The sequence below is a fragment of the Pseudomonas sp. P1_C12 genome, assembly GCF_056406435.1.
Window position 1 is genome coordinate 42,997 of the sequence record NZ_JBFUAE010000009.1, and the last position, 15,968, is coordinate 58,964.

Here is a 15,968-nt window from a genome sequence, read left to right on the forward strand (position 1 = left end):
CCGGAACCCGATAAGCGCTTTTACAGACAAGTGGCCAGAACCCGCACCAGCTTTTGCGCACGCGGATCCATCAAGACGTACGGCCCCAGGGTATTTGTCACAAATCCGAAGGCCACATCGTGCTCCGGGTCAGCAAAACCGATGGAACCGCCGGCGCCGGGATGACCAAACGCCCGCGGACCAAGGCCGAAGGTGGCATTGGCAACGTCCGGTTGATCGAGCATGCAACCCAGGCCGAAACGGGTCTGGGTCAGTAAAGTCTTGTCCTCGCCGAGGCTGTGCTCGCGGGTCAGTTCATCGAGCATTTCGCTTTCCAGCAAGCTGCCATCGAGCAGGCCTGCATAGAAGCCGGCCAGGCTGCGGGCATTGCCATGGCCATTGGCGGCCGGCTGCTGCATGCGTCGCCACTCGGGTTTGTTGGTGCTGGTCATGATCGACGGCGGGTTGGTGAACGCCCGGGTCGTCATGGCCGTTGGCTCACGCATGGTCACTTGCAGCAGGCGCTGGGCGGCCGCATCGCCGACATTGCCCTTGCCCCGCGCAATGTGGGCCACGCGATGGAACTCTTCGTCGGCCAGGCCGACATGGAAGTCCAGGCCCAACGGCTTGGCGACCCGCGCGACGATGGATTCCCCCGGTCCACGACCGTCGGCACGGCGCAGCAATTCACCGACCAGCCAGCCATAGGTGATCGCCGCGTAACCATGGCCTTCGCCCGGCGTCCACCATGGCGTTTCGGCGGCCAGGGCGTCGACCATGGTTTGCCAGTCGTAAAGGGCTTCGGGGGCCAGTAACTCGCGCAATGCCGGAAGGCCGGCCTGATGGCAGAGCAATTGTCGCAGGGTGACGGACTCTTTGCCGGCGGCGGCGAACTCAGGCCAGTAGCGCGCGACCGGGGCATCCAGTTGCAGCTTGCCTTCGGCCACCAGTTGCAGCGCGGTGACAGCGGTAAAAGTCTTGGTGCAGGAGAACAGGTTGGCGATGGTGTCGCTGTGCCAGGCCTCGGCCCCGTCCTTGTCGGCAGTGCCGGCCCACAGATCGAGGACGGTTTCGCCACCAATCTGAACGCACAACGCTGCGCCACGCTCCTGGGGATCGTCGAACAGCGCAGCGAACGCCTCTCGCACCGCTTCGAACTTAAGCTCGTAATGACCCTGAATCTGCACCCGCAACTCCCCGGAAAACGTTCTGTAAAGTGGGCCGCATTGTTCCAGCCCTTGAGGTTTTTTGGAACAGGGGCGGGCTGGGCGGTCAATTCAAGATCAAGATGAAAATCAAAAGATCGCAGCCTGCGGCAGCTCCTACAAGGTGTTCACACTTCCCCTGTAGGAGCTGCCGAAGGCTGCGATCTTGGCTGCCTCAGAATTTAATGACCTTTGCCGGAATGCCCACCAGCGCCCTTCCCCGGCCCCTTGCCGGCCTCGGCCTTGCGCCCGCCCTCGGCGTCGTGGCTGGCTTTGTCGGCGGCGGCCGTAGCCTTCTCGGCCTCCTTGCCCAATTGCTCGACCGTCGCCAGGTTGCTCTTGCGCACGCTATCGACAAAACCCTGGAACGGCAGATCAGTAATGCCCACCAACCCGAAGTGACCGTTTTCACCGTCAAGCAGACGCCCGGTGACCGGTTGATCGAGGTACTGAAACCAATGCACGCCAACAATCGACGGCTCGCTCAAGGCCTGCTTGAGGAAGTTGGCATAAGCCGCACCGCGGTCCGCCTCCTTCGCCAACGGCGTGACGCCGCCCCAGAACGGGCCACGATCAGCCGAGCCGAAATTGAACTCGGTGATCAGCACCGGTTTGTCGAGACTGCGCAGTTTGGCGAAGTCGTAACCGTCCTGGGGTTGCAAGGTGTACATGTTGAAACTCAACACGTCGCAGTACTGGGCGCAGGACTCCACCGCTTCCGGCGTGCTGATCGCGAAACGGCCGCCGAGCAGCAACTGGTTCGGCGCGTGCCACTTGAGCGAGTCGGAGATGGTCTTGAAGTAAGTGTCGGCAAAGACCTTCTGGAAGTATTTGAAGTCGGCTTCGATTTCCGGGTACTCGGCGCTCGGAAGCGGTGGCACGAACCCCGGATCTTCCATCAGCTCCCAGGCTGGCAGATCAATGCCCCAGGCTTTCGACAGGCCAGCCTGATTGCGGTACTTGTCACGCAACTGCTTGAGGAATGCGCGCTTGGCCGGCACGTCGGTGGTCATTTTCAAGGTGCCGTAAGCCAGCGCATAACGGGCTTTCGGGTCGTCGCCGGGACCGGTCCAGGCCAGTTCGTTGTCGGCGTAGTAACCGATCAGCCATGGATCGTCACGATGGTCGCGGGCAGCAATCGCCACTGCGCGCTCGGTGGCCATGGCGAAACGCGGGTCAAACGGGTCGGGCATGCCGCCCCACCAGTCAGTACCGGTGCTGATGCTGGCGTAGTCGCCGACGATCGACAGCGGCAAGGTGTACGGCACGCGATCCGCGTCGCCCAGTACGGGGGCGCTCCAGTTGCCGATGGTGTTGAAGCCCCAGGCCTGCAAACGATCAAGGGTGTGACTGGCCCAGCGCTGCTCGTCGAACTGCGCCTTGCACGGTTCGGCAGGTTTTTGCTCAGCGGCTGTCGCTTCGGCGACACCGGCCTTGGTATCGCTACCCTTCGCGCACGGATCGCCATACAGACGCTGCAGATTGGCGCCGTAGAAGTCGTACCAGCGCCCGGCATTGTAGCCGCGGCCCTGATCGGCACCGTTGCCGCCACGGTTGTCGCCTTCGCCGAAATGACTGGCCAGGGCCTCGTCCGCCTTGGGCAGGGATTCGAACATCCACTCGCGACCGGCAACGTAAGTCTGGTTGACGTCTGCAGCGACGGTGTTAACCCCTAGCGAATAAAACGGATGGCCTTCCGGCGTCACCAGATACCAGCGTCCGTCGCGTTTCTCGGTGCGGAAAAAGCCGCTGGCCTTGAAGGACGGGCCTTTGGTTAGACCACCGAACTTGTCCAGGGACGACTTTTCACGCTCGGCCAGCCAGGTTTTCAGTTGCTGCTGCTCCTTGCTTGCGGCGTTTTTCAATTGTTCGTCGCTGCTGATTTTTTCCGGCCATTTGTCTCGGGTCGACTGGCCGTAAGCATCCACCAACCCGCCATATACGTCTTGGGTGACCGACTCGCCGTCCTGCACACCAAAGCGTTCCAGCAAGATGCTTTGTGCCGCTTTCGGCTGGTCCATCGACAAACTCACCGACACCACCTGGCTGCGATCCAGTTCACCGGCGCTACTGGCCAGCAACACACGCTGCCCCTCGACGGTCATTGGCATCGGCGGGCCAGCCTTCATGCCCTGGCTCAGTGGTGATGTCGCTTGCAAAGGCACCAACAGGGTTTGCGCAGGCCCCGCCGGCAAATCGACGCGGCTGACCAGTGTCTTGCCGTCGTTGCTCTGGATGGTCACGTACAGGGTCAGTGCCCAGCTCATCGCGCTCTGGATCCGCAGGCTCATGACGCCCGACTGCGACCAGTCCCAGGCGCCGGTTTGCGGGGTCAGGCTCAAAGTCGGCCGTGTGGCCGGGCTGAACATCACCCGACGCAACACTTCGCCCTCGGGGGTTTGCTCGGCGTTGGATTGCGGCAGGCTGGCATCCTGAGTCGCCACCTGGACCACGTCGGCGGGGCGCACAAAGTTGAACAAAGTCTGCGGGCTGGCGGGAGCGGCCAACAGCGGTGTTGCGAACAGCAGGGCAAAAACAGCAGGCAACGAACGGCAAATCATGAGAACGAAAATCTCCCTAACGACCTTCAATGGGCCAGTGGAAAAGCGATGGCAGAGAGATAGACAACGCGGTGGGCAAAACTGCCCACCAGTGTTTCAGGAAATTTCTCGACGGAACGGCGGCAACGCGTTGAGGATGGCTTTGCCATAACGTTGGGTCACCAGGCGCCGGTCGAGCAAGGTGATCGTGCCGCGGTCTTCTTCGGTGCGCAGCAAGCGACCGCAGGCCTGGACCAGCTTCAGCGAGGCGTCCGGCACGGAGATTTCCATGAACGGATTGCCACCCCGGGCTTCGATCCATTCCGACAGCGCGGCTTCGACTGGATCATCGGGGACCGAGAATGGAATCTTGGCAATGACCACGTGCTCGCAATAGGCACCTGGCAAGTCGACCCCTTCGGCGAAGCTCGCCAGGCCGAACAGCACGCTGGAATCGCCGCCATCGACTCGCGCCTTGTGCTTGTTGAGGGTTTCCTGTTTCGACAGGTTGCCCTGAATGAACACTTGCTTGCGCCAATCGCGGTCGAGGCCGTCGAACACGTCCTGCATCTGTTTACGCGAGGAAAACAGCACCAGCGTGCCCCGCGAGCCTTCGACCAATTCAGGCAGATCACGAATGATCGCGGCGGTATGTGCCGCTGCATCACGGGGGTCGGCGTTCAGGTTCGGTACCCGCAACACACCGGCGTCGGCGTGATGGAACGGGCTTGGCACCACCGCCGTTACGGCCTTTTTCGGCAGGCCGGCGCGCATGCGGAAGCGGTCGAAGGTGCCGAGGGCGGTCAAGGTCGCCGAGGTCACCAGACAGCCATACGCCACGTTCCACAGGTTACGACGAAGCATTTCCGCCGCGAGGATGGGACTTGCGTTGACCTCGATGTCGAACAGTGAACCGCTCTCGGCCAGGGTCAGCCAGCGGGCCATGGGCGGGTTGTCTTCCGGGTCTTCGACGGTAAAGGCGGTCCACAGCTCCCAGTTGCCGGAAGAACGCGACAACAGGCTGCCGAACAGCGGATACCACTCTTCGGCCTGGTTGCTGGCGATGCCGATGTTGACCTCGCCATCCATGCCTTCCTTGAGCAGGTCGGTCAGGCGGGTGAACAGGTCCGTCAGCCGCGCGAAGCCTTTCTTCAGTTCAATGCCCATCTCGCGCATATGCTCGGGAATCACACCGCCGACGAATCGGTGACGCGGGCGCTCGCGGCCTTCGACGTCTTCGCCGGGTTTGAAATCGGCAATCTGCTCGCACGCGGTGAACATGAACTGCTGCTGGGTCTTGATCTCCCGCGCCAGTTCCGGCACCTGCTCGATCAACTTGCCCAAGTCGCCCGGCAACGGGTGCTGGGCCAGCAGTTTGGTGAGGTTCTTGGCGGTGGTTTCCAGCCAGTCGGCGGTGGAGCGCAGGCGCGTGTAATGGGCGAAGTGGCCGATGGCCTTGTCCGGCAGGTGGTGGCCTTCGTCGAACACGTAGATAGTGTCGCGCGGGTCCGGCAACACCGCACCGCCGCCCAGGGCGAGGTCGGCCAGGACCATGTCGTGGTTGGTGACGATCACGTCGACCTTGCCCATGCCTTCGCGGGCCTTGTAGAAGGCGCACTGGCCGAAGTTCGGGCAATGACGGTTGGTGCACTGGCTGTGGTCGGTGGTCAGGCGCGCCCAGTCGGCGTCTTCCAGGGCGGTGGACCAACTGTCGCGGTCGCCGTCCCACTTATTGCCGGCGAGCTTCTCGATCATGCTGGTGAACAGCTTCTGACTGGCCTCATCGACCTCGATCTTGAATCCTTCTTCTTCGAACAACTGTGCCGTGGCGGTCTGCGCGTGGCCTTCCTGGAGCAACATGTCGAGCTTGGACAGGCACATGTAGCGCCCGCGTCCCTTGGCCAGGGCGAAGCTGAAATTCAGCCCGCTGTTGCGCATCAGGTCGGGCAAGTCCTTGTAGACGATCTGCTCTTGCAGGGCCACGGTGGCCGTGGCGATCACCAGGCGTTTGCCGGCGGCCTTCGCCGTGGGAATCGCCGCCAGGCTGTAGGCCACGGTCTTGCCGGTACCGGTGCCGGCTTCCACCGCGACTATCGCGGGGTCGCCACTGCGCCGGCCTTCGTCGTCGGTGTCGATGTCACCCAGGACCTTGGCGACTTCGGCGATCATCAGGCGTTGGCCGTAGCGCGGCTTGAGGCTCTTGGCTTCGAGAAAACGCGAGTAGGCGCCCTGGATCGTGGTTTTGAGTTCGGTGCTGATCATGGATTGTCGGGCGCAAAAAACGCTGGATAAATTTTCAGTGGTTCGGTTCGGTCGCTATCATACCCCGCTAATGAATACCGCGCAGAACGGAGTAACCCAATGACACCTTTTAGCCTCATTTATAGCCTGCATGTACTGGCGGCCCTGGTCTGGGTCGGCGGCATGTTTTTCGCCTGGATGGTCCTGCGCCCCGCCGCGATGAAGGCACTGGAAGGCCCTGCCCGGCTGAAACTGTGGGTAGAAGTGTTTCAGGGTTTCTTTCGTTGGGTCTGGGTGGCAGTGATTCTGCTGCCGGTCAGCGGCGTGGGCATGCTGAATTTGCACTTCAATGGTTTTGAAACCGCACCGCGCTATGTGCAGGTGATGATGGGTTTGTATGTGGTGATGACCGCGCTGTTTATCCGCATTCAGGCGCTGATGCTGCCGGAGCTGCGCACCGCCGTGACCGGGCAGGACTGGCCCGCGGGTGCCAGTGTACTTGGGCGGATTCGCCAGTTGGTGGGGATCAATCTGCTGGTGGGTTTGGCGGTGGTGGCGATTGCAGCGGCTCGGCCGATGTTTTGAAGTAACTCTGGCCTGAGAGGTTGTTGTGGCGAGGGAGCTTGCTCCCGCCGGGTTGCGAAGCGACCCTAAAACTGGCGAACACGTTTTTCAGAAAATAAGTGGTTACCGTTTTTACGACTGCTTCGCAGTCGAACGGGAGCAAGCTCCCTCGCCACTGGAAATCAATTGCTACATATTTCCTGACGAGATTTACAAGCGCTGCACCGTCACCGAACCCGCCGCGCCTTCAGGCCCCGGCTGCCCATCAGCCCCAGGTTTACCGCTCTTGCCGCCATCGGCCTTGTAAATCAGGCAGCCCTTGGCCTTGCCACCCACGCCCGGTTTGCCGCCCAGGCCGGCCAGGCCACCGGCACCGCCGGCCACCTGAACCTTGATCCGGTCTGCCGGGAATTCATGCGGTACTGCCAGTTTAACCAGTGCCCCCGGCGCCCCTGGCTGGCCGTTACTGCCATCGCTGCCATCAGCACCGCGACCGGCCTGGCCCCAGGTGCAGCCCGGTGCCTGGCCATTGGCCCCATCGAGACCCACAAACCCCGGTGCGCCCGCACCACCGCGTGCATCAACAATTAATTGCGGTGCGTTGAGTGCCTTGATCTGCAAATCAAGATTGCGCCCGGATCGAGCGGCCTTCTGGTAAGTCCCGGGGGCGCCACGGGCGGTGATCTGGCTGCCTTCGGACAAATCAGCGCGACGGACCTTCAGCGCCAGCGCCTGTTCCCCCGGCACGATGGCAATGCGCGCTTCACGCCCCAGATGCAATTCACCCACGGTGACTTCGGTCACATTCGAGGGAATCAGCAAGGTGCCGTAATCGGCCACTTCCAGGCGTTCCAGTTGCAGAGTGCTGGCGGTGTTGGGCAAGCGCATCAGCGAGTTGGGTTCGACACTCACCACCTGTGCGCTGGCCAATGGACTGATGAGTGCGGCAAGCAGACAGAGTTTACGCATGGGAAGCCTTCGAAGCGGTGGGGGCTGGAATGGTTTGCAGGTGGAATACGCCGAAAATGACGATCTTCAGGCGGTCAAGCCAGGGATGGGCGCGACCTCGAAGGCTGCGATAGCATAGCAACGCTTCCAGAAGATGGATGAAGCCCAACAGGCCGCCGGCCAGGTTGACCAACGGGTGCAGCGGAAAGACGAACGGTGTGAGCAGATTGAGCAGCACTACCGACCAGAACAGTAAGGTCAGTAACCGCCCCAGCCCCCATAAGACTTTCATACGCTCCCCCGATGTAAATTATTGTTTGCACGCACAGTAACGGCTTCCACGCGGGATAAGCCAGAGGGCAACGGAAAAATCTTCATGTAGGCCGCCGAACGGCCGTCACAGCGCTCACACCTGTCGCCCGACTGCTCTATCTCATGGCTCAGCGATTTACATGCAGGTCCACGCGACGGTTTTTCGCACGGCCTGCTTCTGTTTCATTGTCGGCAATCGGTTGACTCTCGCCCTTGCCTTCGCTGGTGACTTTGTTCGGCGCCACACCCTGGCTCAACAGGTATTCCGCCACGCTGCTGGCACGCCGCTCCGACAAGGCCTGGTTATAGGCATCCGAACCGACGCTGTCGGTATGGCCGACCACCTTGATGCTGACCACATCGGCATCCTCGAACTTGCTCATCAACGCGTCCAGCTGACTCTTGGCCGTCGGGGTAAGGCCGGATTGACTGGAGGCAAACAGCACGTCGCCGGCATCGCTCAGGGTGATGACTTCGGATTGCGCAGGCTCGGATTTGACGCTGGCCGGATACTGCGGCGCCGGGCAACCGCGATGGTCGACCGGGGTATTGGCGGGAGTATCAGCGCAACGGTCGCGTCGGTCGAAAACGCCGTCGCCGTCTTCGTCGCCATCCTGGGCATAACAGATCAAGCCGCCGGACAAGATACCCAGCGCCGCCCCACCCGCTGCCCAACCGCCACTCTCGATTGCGCCCAGACCACCACCGACCAGGCCGCCGATCAGGCTGCAGATTGGCCAGGTTCGTTGATTGAGGGGGGCAGAGCCATCGCTGTGGGTCGCGCAACCGTTCAACAGGCTGCCAAGTAGCACAACCGGCAAGACGGTCCTTGTGAGAACGATCATGTTGAAAGCTCCTGTGTCACCGGCCAATACCGGTTACACAGGAGTAAAGACCCGCATCCGCGACTGCACAAGGCGCGGATGCGAGGGGGCTTAACGCTGGATTTTGATTTCCGTACGACGGTTCTGTGCACGACCGTCAGCGGTTTTGTTGTCCGCAACTGGCTGACTCTCACCGGCACCGACAACCGACACGAAGTTGCTGCGAGGTACGCCTTGTTCGATGAGGTATTCAACCACCGAGTGGGCGCGTTTATCCGACAGTTTCTGGTTGTAGGAATCGCTGCCCACGCTGTCGGTGTGGCCGGTTACGGTCAGTTGAGCAGTAGGGGCTTCGGCTTTCAGGCGAGCGGCAATCTTGTCGAGTACCTGTTTGTCGGACGCGGTAAGCGTGGCCTTATTAAACTGGAAGTGAACATCGCGGATGACGATGGTTTCTTCCTTGACCACAACCGCCTCTTCGACCACAGGTGCTGGTGGTGGGCAACCGTTGGCATCGACCCGAACGCCTTTAGGCGTGCCTGGGCACTTGTCGCGACTATCCAGCACACCATCGCCGTCTTCGTCGCCATCACCGTGCACCCAGCAATAAGCCGCTGCCGTACCGCCGACGAGCAGAGCACCATACCCTGCCCATGCCGAGCTTTCGGTCGCACCGAGGCCCGCACCCACGACACCACCGACCGCCGCACAGGTCGGCCAGTCGGTTTTCTGCAAACCTGCGCAACCAGTCAAGACACTGGTTAGCAGAACCAAGGGTAATGCTGTCCGAACTATGCTCATCTAGTTTTCTCCTGAGGGATCGGCTTGGAACCGATTCAGGTAGTAAAGACCCGAGTTTTAATCTCCGCCAGCAATAGGCCATGCGGTTTATTCGTGTATTAACGACAGGTTGACGCTTTTGTCGCCAGGCCGCTATAGGCCCGAACGTTCGGTCAGGCTAGTCTTGGCAGATCTGATTGAGGATCTTCGATGATTGCAGGTATTTCTTCGCGCACGCCGCAGCAGGCACTGGCCGCTTTACTTGACCGATATGCCCCCGCGCGCCTGTTGTTGATCGGCGCCAGCGAGTTCCCGGCGCTGGAGGCTTTCAAGCTCGCTCACCCGGACAGCAGCGTCGCTTTCGCTGCCCCCGGGCCGTTGCCCGACGAGTTGGCGGCCCGCCGATTCGACCTGGCCCTGGTGGTCGATTGCCTGGAGCATTTGCCCAAGCGCAACGGCCTGAATCTTTTGGGCGGCATTCGCAACCTCAACGCCAGCCGCATCGCCGTGTTGGCGGATCTGCCAGCGTGTGGCTGGCAGGAAACCGACTTTTTCTCCCTGGCCCTGCAAGCCAGCGAACGCTTTCAACGGGACGAACAGGTCTTGACCCTGTTCACCTACGATCTGCTTGAATACAAACAAGTCCCTGACTGGCTCAATTCGCGCTTCTGGGCCAATCCGGAAAACTTCGGGAAATACTGGTGGTAATGCAATGAGTACATCCATTTGCCCTTGCGGCAGCGGCACCCTGCTCGACGCCTGCTGCGGTCACTACCATGCCGGGCACCCGGCGCCGTGCGCCGAAGCCTTGATGCGCTCGCGCTATAGCGCCTACGTGCTGGGGTTGGTCGACTATCTGGTGGCCACCACCCTGCCCGCCCAGCAGGCCGGCCTGGACCGTCAATCGATCAGCGACTGGAGCGCGCAAAGCACGTGGCTGGGCCTTGAGGTGGAAAGCTCCGAAGTGCTGGGCGGCCAGCCTGAACACGCCTTCGTGACCTTCACTGCACGCTGGCACGACAGTAGTGGCGAGCACAGCCACCGCGAGCGTTCGTCATTTGTGCAAAACACCGGGCGCTGGTACTTCATCGACCCTACCGTGCAGCTCAAGCCCGGACGCAATGACACCTGCCCGTGCGCGAGTGGGCAGAAGTTCAAGAAGTGTTGCGCAGGGTATTTCAGCAGTTAGGACATGGAATGTCTGTCCACCCCGCAGGAGCTGCCGAAGGCTGCGATCTTTTGGGTCTGGACTGAGGCCCAAGGGAGAAACACCACGATGATCATCCGCCGCGGCGCACTCTATCTGCTCACGTTGTTCCTGACACTCGGGCTCGGCGGCTGTGCATCGTGGTTCGGCGACGACTTGCCGGACCCCGAGGTCCATCTGGTGAAGATCGAGGTGGTCAGCGCCAAACTGCTGGAACAGAAATTCCTCCTGCACTTTCGCATCGACAACCCCAATGACAGTGACCTGACGGTGCGCAGTCTGGAGTACCGCGTTCACTTGGGTGACATACTGCTGGCCGACGGCGAGTACGAACACTGGTTCACCATCGGCCCCAGACACAGCGCTTACTTCAAGGTGCCGATCCGCACCAACCTGTGGTCCAAGGTCCGTGATCTGGTCAAACTGCTGAAAAAATCCGATCAACCCATTCCCTATCGTCTGGAAGGTGAACTGGAAACCGGTATATTCATCGCCCACTACGTGCACCTGGCGCGCAATGGCGTGATAATCGCCGCCGATTTAATTCCGGAGCAACACCGATGACCCAGCAACCCCACGTCCACGGCCCTGACTGCAACCACGATCATGACCATCACCACCATGATCACGACCACGGCCATGTCCACGGTCCGAACTGCGGCCACGCTCACCAGGAACCGGTGCGCAATGCCCTGAAGGACGTCGGCCGCAACGATCCGTGCCCATGCGGAAACGGCAAGAAATTCAAGAAGTGCCACGGCGCTTGATGCTTCGGGCGAAGGCTTGCTTCGCCTGTTGAATCACCATCGCGAGCGGGCTCGCTCCCGCGGTGTCATAAACGACATAAGCGTCTGTAGGAGCGGGCTTGCCCGCGAAGACGGCGGTACATCCAACAATGATGTGACGGTCATGCCGCTTTCGTCGGAACGCCGCCCGGAGCAAGCTCGCTTCTACAGTTTTTCAGTCAGCCTTTAATAGGTCGGCAGTACTGACCACCGTTGCATACTCACCGTGCAAATTCCCCAGCGACATCGCATGCACCTCTTCGGCGCCATGGGCATGGCCGAAAAAATCAGCCTTGTCGAAGGTAAAGCACGCATCCTCGGCCACCCAGGTATCAAACCCCAGGTTGCCTGCGGTACGCGCCGTGGATTCCACCGAGTTGTGGGTCGCGACACCGACGATGATCAATTGCCCGATCCCCGCCTCGCGCAACTCAGCCTCCAGCCCCGTCGAACAAAACGCATCCGGCACCTGCTTCTGGATCAAGCGTTCACCGGCCATGGGCTGAAACCGTTCCTGAAACTCCACCCCCGACTGCTGCGGCCAGAACACTGAGTCCTCCGAGCGGGACAGGTGCTGCACATGGATCACCGGCCGAACGGTGCGCCGCCAATGACCGAGCAATTCCAGCATGCGCTCTTCAGCCTGAGGATTATTCCTGCGGCCGAGTCTGGGATGCAGGATGCCTTTCTGTTGATCGATGATGATCAGTGCCGCGTTTGCCTTGAGCTCCATGCCGACTTTTCTCCAGGATTGTTGACCGTGTCGCACTTCAACATCACCCATTGCGACTGGCAAGGCCGTGATTTTTTCGGTTTATCAGACAAATCCTGAAATAACCTTGTACCCCGCTTGCACGGCCACCTCCTGCTCACTAACGTAGCGCCTTTATTGCGCGCCGCCGCCTCTACCCCCGCAGGAGCTTTGCCATGGCCTCGCCAGCCCTTACTCATTTTCTACCCCGGTTCGGCGTTGCCGCAGCAGTGGCCGGTGCCTTGAGCCTGACCGGTTGTCAGAACTTCAACGCCCAGGACACCCTCCCGCCGACCTCCGGCGTACAGCCGCTCAAGGGCCTGGCGCAAAACGTTTCGGTGCGCCGCAATGCCATGGGCATGCCGCTGATCGAAAGCAACAGCTTCCACGACGCGCTGTTCACCCTCGGTTACGTGCATGCCAGCGACCGCATCACGCAGATGGTCACCCTGCGCCTGCTGGCCCAGGGCCGTTTGGCCGAGATGCACGGTGCGCAGCTGCTGGATGCCGACCGTTACATGCGGGCGGTCAACCTGAAGAAAAGTGCCGGCGAGTTGTACAAGGCCTCTTCGCCGCGCCTCAAGCGCTTCTTCGAAGTCTATGCGCGCGGCGTCAACGCCTACCTGTTCCGCTACCGCGACAAACTGCCGGCGGACCTCGCGGCCTCCGGGTACCAGCCTGAATACTGGCAGCCGGAAGATTCGGCGCTGATTTTCTGCCTGTTGAACTTCAGCCAGTCGACCAACCTGCCGGAAGAAATTTCCTCGCTGGTACTGGCCCAGACTGTCACCACCGACAAACTGGCGTGGTTGACGCCGTCGGCTCCCGACGAAAAACTGCCGGTCGCCGAAAGCGAAAAACTGCAAGGCATCAAACTCAACGGGCAAGTGCCGGGGCTGGCCGAACTCAGCAAGGCCACCGGGCAACTGTCGGACCTGAACCTGCTCGGCGCCACCTCGTCGAACAACTGGGCTATCGCCCCGCAACGCAGCCGCAGCGGCAAGAGCCTGTTGGCCAGTGACAGTCACGGCCCGCTGGGCGTGCCTTCGTTGTTCAGTTACGTGCAGATTCGCGCGCCGAAGTATCAGGCGTCCGGCGTGACCATCGCGGGCCTGCCAATGGTGCTCGGTGGTTTCAACGGCAAGGTGGCATGGAGCATGACGTCCGTGATGGGCGACAACCAGGACCTGTTCCTGGAGAAGATCAAACGCCAGGGCAACGGGCTCACCTACGAAAATGCCGGGAAGTGGCAGCCGGCGATCGTGCGCAACGAAACCTATTTCGTCAAAGGCCAGCGGCCGATTCGCGAAGCGGTGTACGAAACCCGCCATGGACCGCTGCTCAACAGCGCTCAGGGCAGCACTCTGGCCAATGGTTTCGGCCTGGCCTTGCAGACGCCGAGCTTCACCGACGACAAGACCCTGGACGCGTTCTTCGACCTGTCCCGCGCCCAGAGCGTCGAGAAAGCCTCTGATGCCAGCCGCGAAATCCGCGCCATCGCGCTGAACCTGGTGTTTGCCGACGCGAGCCACATCGGCTGGCAAGTCACCGGTCGTTACCCGAACCGTCGCGAAGGCGAAGGTCTGCTGCCCTCACCGGGCTGGGAAGGTCGTTACGATTGGGACGGCTACGCCGACCCGATGTTGCACCCGTACGACCAGGACCCGGCACAAGGCTGGCTCGGCACCGCCAACCAGCGGGTCATTCCCCATGGCTACGGCATGCAATTGTCCAATTCCTGGGCCGCTCCGGAGCGCGGCGAGCGCCTGGCCGAACTGGCCGGCGCAGGCAAACACGACAGCCGCAGCCTGATCGCCATGCAATACGACCAGACCACTACCTTCGCTGCCAAGCTGAAGAAAATGTTTGAAGCGCCAGGTATGACCCAGCCGCTCAAACAAGCCATCGACGCCTTGCCGGCGGCAGATCGCGCCAAGGCACACGAGGCCTACAGCCGCCTGTTGGCGTTCGACGGCAAGCTCAGCCCGACCTCCACCGATGCGGCAATCTACGAACTGTTCCTGCAGGAAAGCGCCCGGCAGATCTTCCTCGATGAACTGGGCCCTGAAAGCAGCCCGGCATGGAAGGCCTTTGTCGCCGATGGCAAGTTGTCCTACGCGGCCCAAGCCGATCACTTGCTCGGGCGTGAGGACAGCCCATTCTGGGATGACGTGCGCACCGCGCAGAAAGAAGACAAACCGGTGATCCTCGCTCGCAGCCTCGCCGCAGCGATCAGCGCAGGCGACAGCCAATTGGGCAGTGATCACAAGGCTTGGCAGTGGGGCAAACTGCACCGCTATGAATGGAAGAACACCAGCGGCCAGACCGTACGCGGACCGCTGCCGGCCGGTGGCGATCACACCACGCTCAACACCGCTGCCTTCGCCTGGGGCCAGGACTTCAACACTACGCTGGCGCCAGCCATGCGCTTTATCGTCGACTTCGGCCAGTCCGAGCCGCTGATGGCGCAAAACGGCACCGGCCAATCCGGAAACCCGGCCAGCCCGAACTACCTCAACAGCATCGAACCGTGGCTCAAGGGCCAGTACATGAGCCTGCCGATACAGCCGCAGAACTTCGACAACGCCTATGGCAAGACTCGGATGACGCTGACACCAGGAAAGTAACCGCGCCCCTTACCTGTGGGAGCGAGCCGGCTCCGGGCGGCGTTCCGACGATAGCGATTCAACATTTAAAATAGAGGTTGAATCGCGGTTGCGCTGACGCAAGGACAAGTCGTGTCGAGGAGGCGGACAGCCTGGCGACCCTGCAAAATCTGCTCAGTCAAACCGTTCTTTTGTGGCGAGTTGATTTGGTGCACCCATTTCCCTGCGCCCGTTTTCGTGCATAAATCTGTTTCCGGCCATTTCCAAGCACCTTTTAAAACGCTTGTTCGGCACTCTGGTTCGGAAATTGCTACTTTCAACAGGTCTTACGCTTTCCAGTAACAATAATTCTGCGCCACAAGCGCTCATATTGGTTTTTAGGGATTGAATAATGAAAAAAGCATTGGTGACCCTTTCTGCACTGGCGTTGTGCATGGCTGCTGGCTCCGCCATGGCGAAGGAGTACAAAGAACTGCGCTTCGGCGTTGACCCTTCCTACGCACCGTTCGAGTCGAAAGCGGCCGATGGCAGCCTGGTAGGCTTTGACATCGATCTGGGGAACGCGATCTGCGCCGAACTGAAGGTCAAGTGCAAGTGGGTCGAAAGTGATTTCGATGGCATGATTCCGGGCCTCAAAGCCAATAAATTCGACGGCGTGATCTCGTCGATGACCGTTACCGAAGCCCGTGAAAAAGTCATCGACTTCTCCAGCGAACTGTTTTCCGGCCCAACCGCCTACGTGTCCAAGAAAGGTTCTGGCGTGACTGAAGACGTCGCCTCGCTCAAGGGCAAGACCGTCGGCTACGAACAAGGCACCATTCAGGAAGCCTATGCCAAAGCCGTTCTGGACAAGGCCGGCGTGAAAACCCAAGCCTACGCCAACCAGGATCAGGTCTACGCCGACTTGACTTCCGGTCGTCTCGATGCAGGGATTCAGGACATGCTGCAAGCCAAACTGGGCTTTCTGAAGTCGCCACAGGGTGCCGACTACGATGTCAGCAAGCCGGTCGACAACGCTTTGCTACCCGCCAAAACAGCGGTCGGTATTAAGAAAGGTAACACCGAGCTGAAAGCACTTTTGGATAAAGGTATCAAAGCGTTACACGATGATGGCACCTACGCCACCATTCAGAAGAAACACTTTGGCGATCTGAATCTGTATAGCGGCAAATAATGCCCGGCGCCCATCTCTCGATGGGCGCTTTTTTCATCCGATCAGGTTGCTG

General features: G+C 60.7%; 15 protein-coding genes. 7 read left to right on the top strand and 8 right to left on the bottom strand.

Annotated features, from left to right (window positions below; genetic code table 11):
- Positions 1–20: 20 nt before the first annotated feature.
- The 3 genes from AC1D19_RS16955 to dinG form a co-directional block, all read right to left on the bottom strand.
- Positions 21–1,166 (bottom strand): serine hydrolase domain-containing protein, encoded by a 1,146-nt coding sequence (locus tag AC1D19_RS16955; protein WP_477763853.1) that lies wholly within the window; start codon positions 1,164–1,166, stop codon positions 21–23.
- Between the two features lie 200 nt (positions 1,167–1,366).
- A complete protein-coding gene (locus tag AC1D19_RS16960) occupies positions 1,367–3,745 on the bottom strand; it encodes a beta-agarase (RefSeq protein WP_477763854.1) in 2,379 nt (792 codons plus the stop codon).
- 96 nt (positions 3,746–3,841) lie between these two features.
- Positions 3,842–5,986 (bottom strand): ATP-dependent DNA helicase DinG, encoded by a 2,145-nt coding sequence (gene dinG / locus AC1D19_RS16965; RefSeq protein WP_008016067.1) that lies wholly within the window; start codon positions 5,984–5,986, stop codon positions 3,842–3,844.
- Between the two features lie 99 nt (positions 5,987–6,085).
- Here dinG and AC1D19_RS16970 point away from each other — a divergent pair, with 99 nt between their 5' ends.
- Entirely contained in the window at positions 6,086–6,550 is a 465-nt protein-coding gene (locus tag AC1D19_RS16970) for a CopD family protein (protein WP_477763855.1), read from the top strand.
- Between the two features lie 189 nt (positions 6,551–6,739).
- On the opposite strand, the gene AC1D19_RS16975 is transcribed toward AC1D19_RS16970, so the two are convergent.
- The 4 genes from AC1D19_RS16975 to AC1D19_RS16990 form a co-directional block, all read right to left on the bottom strand.
- Positions 6,740–7,498 carry a collagen-like protein gene (locus tag AC1D19_RS16975; RefSeq protein ID WP_477763856.1) on the bottom strand — a complete coding sequence of 253 codons (759 nt, stop codon included), beginning with the start codon at positions 7,496–7,498 and terminating at the stop codon, positions 6,740–6,742.
- The gene (locus AC1D19_RS16980; RefSeq protein WP_477752971.1) at positions 7,491–7,769 is read right to left on the bottom strand and encodes a DUF1145 domain-containing protein; all 279 of its coding nucleotides are present in this window, start codon (positions 7,767–7,769) and stop codon (positions 7,491–7,493) included. The genes AC1D19_RS16975 and AC1D19_RS16980 overlap by 8 nt, the downstream gene beginning before the upstream one ends.
- A 148-nt stretch (positions 7,770–7,917) precedes the next feature.
- Positions 7,918–8,634: a PA1041 family peptidoglycan-binding anchor lipoprotein gene (locus tag AC1D19_RS16985; RefSeq protein WP_477752972.1), complete on the bottom strand. Its 717-nt coding sequence runs from the start codon at positions 8,632–8,634 to the stop codon at positions 7,918–7,920.
- 90 nt (positions 8,635–8,724) lie between these two features.
- Positions 8,725–9,414, bottom strand: a complete 690-nt coding sequence (locus AC1D19_RS16990) for a PA1041 family peptidoglycan-binding anchor lipoprotein (RefSeq protein WP_477752973.1) — start codon at positions 9,412–9,414, stop codon at positions 8,725–8,727.
- A 189-nt stretch (positions 9,415–9,603) separates the two neighbouring features.
- Between AC1D19_RS16990 and AC1D19_RS16995 the strand changes: the two genes are divergently transcribed.
- From AC1D19_RS16995 to AC1D19_RS17010, 4 genes are all read left to right on the top strand, one after another.
- On the top strand, positions 9,604–10,101 hold the full coding sequence (locus AC1D19_RS16995) for a DUF6231 family protein (RefSeq protein ID WP_477759806.1): 498 nt from the start codon (positions 9,604–9,606) through the stop codon (positions 10,099–10,101).
- Between the two features lie 4 nt (positions 10,102–10,105).
- Entirely contained in the window at positions 10,106–10,582 is a 477-nt protein-coding gene (locus AC1D19_RS17000) for a YchJ family protein (protein WP_477763857.1), read from the top strand.
- An 87-nt stretch (positions 10,583–10,669) separates the two neighbouring features.
- Positions 10,670–11,164, top strand: coding sequence for an LEA/WHy family protein (locus AC1D19_RS17005; protein ID WP_477753008.1), 495 nt, complete (start codon positions 10,670–10,672; stop codon positions 11,162–11,164).
- On the top strand, positions 11,161–11,367 hold the full coding sequence (locus tag AC1D19_RS17010) for an SEC-C metal-binding domain-containing protein (RefSeq protein WP_007955014.1): 207 nt from the start codon (positions 11,161–11,163) through the stop codon (positions 11,365–11,367). The genes AC1D19_RS17005 and AC1D19_RS17010 overlap by 4 nt, the downstream gene beginning before the upstream one ends.
- A gap of 193 nt (positions 11,368–11,560) precedes the next feature.
- Here the strand turns inward: AC1D19_RS17010 and AC1D19_RS17015 are convergent, their stop codons facing one another.
- Entirely contained in the window at positions 11,561–12,118 is a 558-nt protein-coding gene (locus tag AC1D19_RS17015; protein WP_477763858.1) for a cysteine hydrolase family protein, read from the bottom strand.
- A gap of 194 nt (positions 12,119–12,312) precedes the next feature.
- Here AC1D19_RS17015 and AC1D19_RS17020 point away from each other — a divergent pair, with 194 nt between their 5' ends.
- On the top strand, positions 12,313–14,763 hold the full coding sequence (locus tag AC1D19_RS17020; protein ID WP_477752977.1) for a penicillin acylase family protein: 2,451 nt from the start codon (positions 12,313–12,315) through the stop codon (positions 14,761–14,763).
- 370 nt (positions 14,764–15,133) lie between these two features.
- On the top strand, positions 15,134–15,916 hold the full coding sequence (locus AC1D19_RS17025) for a transporter substrate-binding domain-containing protein (RefSeq protein ID WP_477752978.1): 783 nt from the start codon (positions 15,134–15,136) through the stop codon (positions 15,914–15,916).
- The last annotated feature ends 52 nt before the right edge of the window (positions 15,917–15,968 follow it).